This window comes from Synechococcus lacustris str. Tous (assembly GCF_003011125.1).
In the GTDB taxonomy this organism is placed as follows: domain Bacteria; phylum Cyanobacteriota; class Cyanobacteriia; order PCC-6307; family Cyanobiaceae; genus Synechococcus_D; species Synechococcus_D lacustris.
Genome location: NZ_PXVC01000023.1, coordinates 19,635 through 27,811, shown reverse-complemented (window position 1 = coordinate 27,811; position 8,177 = coordinate 19,635). Strand labels below are relative to the sequence as shown.

General features: G+C 49.5%; 6 protein-coding genes. 4 read left to right on the top strand and 2 right to left on the bottom strand.

The window, feature by feature from the left end; all coding sequences use genetic code 11:
* Positions 1-1,225: FAD-dependent oxidoreductase (locus C7K08_RS06765; RefSeq protein WP_106499877.1), on the bottom strand; the 1,225-nt coding region annotated here is incomplete at its 3' end.
* 37 nt (positions 1,226-1,262) lie between these two features.
* On the opposite strand from C7K08_RS06765, the gene C7K08_RS06760 reads away from it, so the two are divergent.
* From C7K08_RS06760 to C7K08_RS06745, 4 genes are read left to right on the top strand one after another with little or no spacing between them, the layout of a single operon-like run.
* Complete coding sequence (locus tag C7K08_RS06760) at positions 1,263-2,792, top strand: cryptochrome/photolyase family protein (protein WP_106499881.1); 1,530 nt, start codon at positions 1,263-1,265, stop codon at positions 2,790-2,792.
* Entirely contained in the window at positions 2,789-3,373 is a 585-nt protein-coding gene (gene hemJ / locus C7K08_RS06755; RefSeq protein WP_106499876.1) for a protoporphyrinogen oxidase HemJ, read from the top strand. The genes C7K08_RS06760 and hemJ overlap by 4 nt, the downstream gene beginning before the upstream one ends.
* Positions 3,363-4,016: a PHP domain-containing protein gene (locus C7K08_RS06750; protein WP_106499875.1), complete on the top strand. Its 654-nt coding sequence runs from the start codon at positions 3,363-3,365 to the stop codon at positions 4,014-4,016. The genes hemJ and C7K08_RS06750 overlap by 11 nt, the downstream gene beginning before the upstream one ends.
* 25 nt (positions 4,017-4,041) lie before the next feature.
* Positions 4,042-4,533, top strand: a complete 492-nt coding sequence (locus C7K08_RS06745; protein ID WP_106499874.1) for a hypothetical protein — start codon at positions 4,042-4,044, stop codon at positions 4,531-4,533.
* Here the strand turns inward: C7K08_RS06745 and cobN are convergent.
* Entirely contained in the window at positions 4,517-8,164 is a 3,648-nt protein-coding gene (cobN, locus tag C7K08_RS06740; protein ID WP_106499873.1) for a cobaltochelatase subunit CobN, read from the bottom strand. The genes C7K08_RS06745 and cobN overlap by 17 nt on opposite strands.
* Between the last annotated feature and the right edge of the window lie 13 nt (positions 8,165-8,177).

Here is an 8,177-nt window from a genome sequence, read left to right as displayed (position 1 = left end):
CCATATGGCAACCGAGGATTCGGTCTGTTTTGATATCAACTATTAATTTTAAGATGCAACGGGGACCCCTTGCTGGTAATGCTTGCTGGAGGCTGCGGAATTTTGCCCTATATACCTTAACAGCATCACTGCCAAAACTTTTTATAGCTGCTTCTTCGCTTAAGCCAATGCTGGCAAATTCTGGTTGAGTAAAAACCGCAGTAGCAATAAGTTCATGGTTAACAATCCTGTTTCCAGAGGCGAAAAGCCGATCGGCAACAGCTCTACCCTCATCTACGGCAACAGGYGTTAAGTTCACCCGATTTGTAACATCACCAACGGCATAAATGTGATCAATATTTGTTTGTTGGCTTTGGTTTACAAGGATGCGATTGAACTCATGTAACACTCCAGCTGCAGCTAGTTGTAAATCAGCTAGATTGGCTAATCTTCCCGTTGCTTGAAGTAAAGCATCAGCTTCAAATATTGTAGATGTATTTGCTTCAGATCCCATAGAGGCACAGCTAATTATGTAGCCCTGCCCATGGTGCTCAATCAACTCAGGGGTGCAGCCAAAGTTTATATTAATTCCCGCCTCAATCATTTCAGACTGAACGGCTAAAACCAATTCATTGTCGAACCCCTTGAGAATACTATTGCCKCGTACAATYTGAGTTACACTMACRCCGAGACCTGCAAGAATACAGGCAAATTCACAGGCAATATAACCTGCACCAATTATCACGATYGATTTTGGMAAGCTCTGCTGCTCAAATAAATCATCGCTCACCCAGCCCAGGCTTCCMCCTGGAATTKGCAAACGGGTTGGCTTGCCACCAACGGCTATAAGGATATTTTTTGCACTATAGTTYTTATCACCAACTTGTATGGTATGGGAATCGCTAAAACTTGCCATTCCGCTWATTAGCTCAACATTTGCTTGMGCTAATAAATTAATATGAAGYTGATTTAGTCTGTTMACTTCATTGCGAACATTTTGCAAAAGTATATTGCTGTGAAGTTTTGGATCACTTGCTTCCCAGCCAAAACTTTTAGCATCTCTGAAAAGTTCTTTATATTCTGAGCCATAAACTAATAATTTTTTTGGCACACAACCACGAATTACGCAGGTTCCACCAACGCGATCTGCCTCAACAATCGCCACTTTGGCTCCGTGGCGTGCTGAACGCTTAGCTGCGGCGAGCCCGCCTGAGCCTGCACCGATCACAAGCAGATCGAAATCCATAGGCTGTAGAAACTCTCACCTCATCTTGGGGCTAGCTGTGGCAATTGGCATCTGGGTATTGAATGACCAACTGCACCTGCAACAGGCAGCGCTTGCTTCTTCCCAGCCCCATGGGGCCAGGGTTTTGCTGGTGGAGAGCCTTTCGGTGCTAAYTACCAAACCACACATCCAAAAACAAATCCTGTTTTGGGCTGCCCAACGCGCCTTTGCAGCTGAATTGCGCTCGGCTGGCTGGGTGGTGGATCTAGTGGAGGCTCCCAGCTATGAAGATGCCMTTAACAGCTGGATTGCAAACCATGGCATAGGCGAATTGCGTTTGATGACCCCAAGCGATAGGCCAATCAAGCTGGCGATTGAAAAACTTGCCGCCTACAGCAAGTGTGCTTGGCAATTGCGCTGGTTTGATAACAATCAATTTATGTGGAGCCAAGCTGAATTTGCAAATTGGGCTCAAGGCAAACGATCGCTGAGGCTTGAATACTTTTATCGCGAAGGCCGTAGGCGCTTTGGAGTGCTTATGGATGGTGATCAACCCTTGGGTGGGCAATGGAATTTTGATAAAGAAAATCGCAAACCWCCTAAAACTGGCCTCAWGGGTCCTGAAGCTCTTTGGTTTACACCAAGTGAAACMACCAATGCTGTAATTAAAAAACTGGAAGAGCTTCAACCAATATATGAACTTAGTGGAATATCAAAGCCGTTCAAATGGGCGGTGAGCAGGCAGCAGGCGCTCCTGGTTTTAGAGAATTTTATCTCAACTCGCCTCGCTGATTTTGGCCCCTATCAAGATGCCATGGTTCAGGGTGAATCAACSCTTTGGCATGCCCTACTGAGTCCTTATTTGAATTTAGGTTTGCTCCATCCCCTCGAGGTTGTTCATCGCCTAGAGGCGGAGGGATTAAGGAAAAAAGTACCCCTTGCCAGTTTRGAGGGAGTGCTGCGTCAAATAATTGGTTGGCGGGAATATACCCAGGGTCTATACCATCACTTTGGCGATAGCTACCCCCTTTCCAATGCATTAGCAGCGGTGCAGCCCCTGCCCGAATTTATYAGAAACCATTCTAAGAGTGGCATGGCCTGCGTTGATAATGTGTTAGCTGAATTATCTAATAGTGGCTATTTACACCATATTCAACGTTTAATGATTCTTGCTAATTTAGGCTTGCTKGCTGGCTGGAATCCGCAGGAATATGTAGCTTGGTTTAACAGTCAGTTTGTTGATGCCCACGATTGGGTGATGCAAACAAATGTAATTGGCATGGGTTTGTGGGCCGATGCAGGCATGCTCGCCAGCAAACCCTATGCCGCAAGTGGTAAATACATCCAGCGCATGGGTACCTATTGCAAGGGCTGTAGCTACGATCCTGCGGAACGCAGCGGACCAGTGGCCTGTCCTTTTACTGTGCTCTATTGGGATTTTCTAGGTCGTCACCAGGAACGTTTTCGCAATCATCCGCGCATGGCTTTGATGATTAAACAGTTGGATAAATTCAGCCAAAGCGAACGCCAARCCATAGGCGCTACCGCCGCAGGGTTTGAATGGGCTCAACGGAGTGGGCTTCAATGACCATAAACATCTCTGCGGAAGCCTACCTGTGGTTTAAAACCCTCCACATAGTTGGTGTTGTGGTTTGGTTTGCCGGTCTTTTTTACCTGGTMAGGCTTTTTATCTACCATGTGGAGGCCAGGGACCAACCCGAACCCCTGCGCCAGGCCTTTGAAAAACAGTACGCCCTGATGGAAMGGCGCCTGGCAAACATCATCACCACCCCTGGCCTGGTGGTAACAGTTATTGGCGCYGCTGGCTTATTGCTTGGCAATCCRAGCTGGTTATCCCAAACCTGGCTCCATGCAAAGTTGGCATTTGTTGTTGGCCTGGTGGCTTACCACTGCTATTGCTATCGCCTGATGGGATTGTTGAGCCTTGGCAAATGTGAGTGGTCTGCAAAACAGTTGCGCGCATTTAACGAATTGCCCACTCTGCTACTGGTGTTGGTGGTGATGTTGGTGGTGTTTAAAAATCAATTCCCCACTGGCGGCGCCACCTGGTTGCTGGTGGCCTTAGTACTTTTCATGGCGGCGTCAATTCAGTTTTACGCCCGTTGGCGCCGTTTAAAGGCTGAACGGGAGGCAATCAATGCCGTTTAAGCATCCCCTCAGGGCTGTGCTCGAGCAGGTAACAGCTACAACTTGCCCAAAAAGATTCAATTTCCACTGCCACACCCTTTGCAGTGATGGCAGCCTCACCCCCGAGGCCCTAGCTGATGAAGCAGTGAAAATAGGCCTTGAGCACTTTGCCGTTACCGACCACCACAGCCTTGAGGCTTAYCCGTTGGTGCAAAAGCGGCTTGATTACCACCGCTCAGCTGGATCCAATGTTCCCAAACTTTGGACTGGCACTGAGGTGAGTTGTGTAYTAGAGAATTGCCTAGTGCACGTGTTGGCCCTTGGCTATGAGCCAAACCATGGGGCGATGGAACCATATCTTCAAGGGGATACGGTTGTGGGAGAACAGCTGGGTGCAGCTGCCGTTGTTGAAGCGATCCAGGCTGCAAACGGTTTAGCCCTGTTGGCTCACCCCGCCCGCTATCGCATTAACTTCAAGCTGCTAATGCGAGCGGCATCAGAGTTGGGTTTTGATGGGGCGGAAACCTGGTACGACTATGAGATGCAACCACGCTGGCGCCCCAGTGAGCATGTGTGTGAACGGGTGGCTGATCTAGCTATGGATCTCAACTTTTTACAGAGTTGTGGCACCGACAGCCACGGTTTGAGCCTCTTGGGCCGCTAAATTTYATAAAGCTCATACAAGTGCCATGGGTTTGTTTGATCGCTTCCGCCGCAAGCCCAACGAGGCAGAGGAWCAGGACAAAAGCTTTTTTCTTGAACCCGATAAGGCAAGCAGCCTTGGCGATGTGAATTTCATGCGACGCCCCTACAGCATTCGACGCACCTTTCCAGGCACAGCCGAAAACCCTGGACTAAARGAGCGCATTGAGGAAGTTGACTCGATGGAATCAAGGCTTGAAAAGGTTTCTGACGGTTTACCAGAGTCTGTTGTAGCTAATCCAAACAAAACATCCATGAATGCCGGTGTTCCCAAGCCGGTTAAGAAAACCTTCGCCCAGCAGATCACTCAGGTGGAACTGGAAAATCGGATGAAAGGTTCAGCCGTATCAGGAACAAACGTGCCCGGCAGTGCCTCCAAGGCGCCGGCTGCACCTGAAAAAATCTCTCCAGCTCCGCCGCGCTCTGCCAAACCTGGATCGATCGATCCCTTCAAAGACATGCTTAAGGACCTTGGTTAATTTCAATATTTTCATCACTACTTAAAACCAAYTGTTTGAGAAACTCCAACTGATTTGGTTTTGGGTTTTGCCATAAACCCCTATTATTAGCCTCCAGAAGTCTTTCTGCCATATCCCTTAGTGCCCAAGGATTGCTATTTCTAATTGATTCTTGAACCTTAGAATCCTCAAGCCAACGCTCACAAACTGAACTGTAGGCCCAGTCKGGAACAAGATCTGTGCARGCATCGTAGGCAAAAAGGTAATCKAGGCTCGCGGCAAATTCAAAGGCGCCTTTATATCCATGCCGCTGCATACCTTCAATCCAGCGTGGATTTAGCAAGCGACTACGAATTACTTTATCWAGTTCTAATGCGAGTGGCTTTGGCTTGGGATTTAAGGGTTGGGAATGATCTCCAAACCACAATTTAGGGTCGCTGCCCTTAATGCGCCTTACAGCTGCAGCCATGCCACCATGAAATTGATAGTAATCATCTGAATCGAGCAAATCATGTTCACGATTGTCTTGATTGTGGAGTACCACTTGCACCTTTTGAAGTCGCTTTTCAAGGCCAAGCCTGTCGGCTTGGGGTTCGGCATTGGCGCGATAGTGCCATTTGCTCCAATTTAAAAATGCTTCGGCTAAGTCATCCCTATCCTCCCAATTRCCACTCTCGATCAAACCCTGTAAACCMGCTCCATAGGCCCCTGGGGCAGACCCATACACCTCACAACCAACTCCCCCTTCWGTGTGTTGGCGMACGATCTGATTTGCCTGATCTAGCCAATGGAGTAGCTGGGGAAAGGCGTCACGGAAGAACCCAGATATGCGAACAGTTACATCAACCCTTGGCCTGGCAAGACTGCTGGTGGGGATTAATTCAAGTCCCACCATGCGCCTGCTACTGCCATCCCATTGGGGGCGAATACCCATAAATGCAAACACCTGGGCCACATCGTCGCCACCACTGCGCATGGTGCTGGTGCCCCAAATTGAAATAGCCAATTGGGTGAGATGCTCTCCCTCGATTTGGAGATGCTGCTCGAGTAATGCCTCGGCACTGCGCCTGCCCAGATCCCAGGCGGCTTCAGTGGGTACCGAACGCAGGTCTACGGAATAAAAATTTCTGCCGGTGGGCAACACCTCTGGCCTGCCCCGGGTGGGGGCACCCGATGGGCCTGCCTCAATGCGTTCACCACGGAGTGCAGCTAACAGATTGTTGCGCTCAGCATGGGCACAACCCTTTAAACGCGGTGTTAATTCAGCAATTATTTGGCTTAGTTCWTTAGTTGTGCAGTTACCCGGTGCGGCAATTTTGCCTTCCAGGCAAGCGGCAGCAAAGTCTTGAATAACTGTTATGCCGTCACCTTGGCAGCGCAAGGGCACATCTKGACGTATTTGCTGAAGCAAACGCAAATCAGTKGGGCTRAGKGGATCAKCTTCCCTAGCCGTTAGGGGRTCGAGATGAATACCTAGATCTTTTGCAATTGCCCGGCCGAGGCCGAGGCGGCCGGGGCCAGGGAATCGCGCAATGGCAAGTAATAATTCAGCCTCTGCCKCKGCTGATGGTGAAAGGCCAAAAGTGTGCAAACCAGTGCGTATTTGCGCTTCTTTGAGTTCACATAAATAGCCRTCAATTTTAKTTATTCTTTCATYAAAATCGGCATTAATAGRCCCATCMTTTGYGATAGARYCARYATTTATWTCAKYAAAATTATCAAAATTATACTCTGATAATTTGGCTGATAACTTTGTTTTTAGAATATCAACGCGATTGCTTGCCATTGAGCTTGCCTCCCAGTATTCATCAACCAAGCCCTCCAATTCCACCAGTTCGTTATGTAAACCTGCCCTGCCWAGGGGTGGCGTTAGATGGTCGAGAATCACAGCCTGGCTTCGCCTTTTTGCTTGCGAGCCCTCGCCTGGATCATTAACTATAAAAGGATAGATGTTTGGCAGGGCCCCAAAGGCTAGYTCGGGAAAACAATTGGCGGATAGGCCAATGCCTTTACCCGGCAACCATTCCAGGTTGCCATGTTTACCTAAGTGAATAACAGCATCAACATTAAATTTTTCCCTTAGCCAAAGATAATGGGCTAAATAATTGTGATTTGGGGGGAGGTCTGGGCAGTGATAATTAAGTGATGGATCGCGGTCGTAGCCCCTGCTTGGTTGCAATAGAATCACAACATTGCCATAGATCAAACCACAGATTGAGATGTTCTCCTTTGATAGGTAATTGTCGTTTGCAGGTATGTCCCAACGCTCCGCAATCAGTTCCCGGGCCCTTTGATCAAGTTTGTTATACCAATTTTCATAATCAGAAAAAGCAAGTTCAGCGCAGGGGGCAAGGTGAAAACTTTCAGGGTCGGGGCTACGGCCAGCGGTTAAAGCTTTGATCAAAGCATTTGAATCCTCGGGCAGGTTGCCCTCGCCGAGGTAATAGCCCTCCCCCTTGAGCCACTGCAAAATGGCAAYGGCGCTGGCGGGGGTATCAAGGCCAACGCCATTGGCTAAACGGCCATTTCTGCAGGGATAGTTAGCGAGCACAATCGCRATTYTTTTATGTTTTTCTGGCGTGCGTCTTAAATGCACCCAAGCYTTAGCTAGGGCCGCCATCCATGCCATGCGCTCCCCATCTGGGCAATAGCGCTGCACAGCGCATTCCAGGGCGGCATCAGCGCGATAGAGCTCTTTGAAGCAAACAATCCGTCCGGTKATGCGGCCATCAAGCTCAGGYAGWGCAACCTGCATGCTGAGATCTAGGGGSCCAAGGCCAACGCTGCTGTTTTGCCAGCGCTGTTTAGGCAGAGTGCTGCATAGCAGTTGCAAAACAGGCACGCCAAGGGCCTGCCAWAGGGGTGCTCCYGCCTCGGCTTCATCGGCTTTAACGGAAGCAAAACCAGTTGCGCAAAGTACCAATTCCACGGCCTCCGCCTGGAGCAATTGGCGAACACCTTGTTGAACCAATTCATCACGCAAACTGCTAACCAGCACTAGGCGYGGGCACAAGCCAACATCCCGCATGGCGYTTGCACAGCTTTCGAGTACATCAAGATCGGCGCTACTCCATAGGGAGCGATAGAAGATCAGCCCCACCTTTGGYCCAGGGTTTGGTTGCCATTTGAAGCAATAGGGATCTGGCTGGGGAATTGCCTCTGGWGGTTGYAATGGTTCCCCAGCCAACCAGTTAGAGCAACAGCCCATAACTTGGGCCATGTTTTCAGCTCCCCCTTCCCTTAAACATYGGCCAATGGCAATSGCTATGAAATCTGGAAAATTGCCAAGGCTTGCTAATTCCTGCTCCCCCTCCACTGTTCCACTAACTATCAATAGGCCTCGGCTTGCATCGCCCCTAGCCCATTCCCGYAGCTGCTCGATTCCGTAACTCCAGTGMCCCCTGCCACCAAGCAACCGCACYARTACCAGGCGCGCCTTGCTAACGGTGCTGCGCAGGTAGTGGTCTACGGCTGCTGGATGCTCCAGGGCCTGAATATTYAGGGCCCGTATCGGCACGGAGGGTTTTTGCTTRGCAAGAAGGCTTAGATCGCTGTCGGCACTGCTTAAAAATAAAAATGGGGCTGCTGTTTGCTCCACCAAGGCTGGAAGCTGATCACTCAGGTCCCCCGGGATAACTGCCAATCTGTGCATTCAGCCATCATCC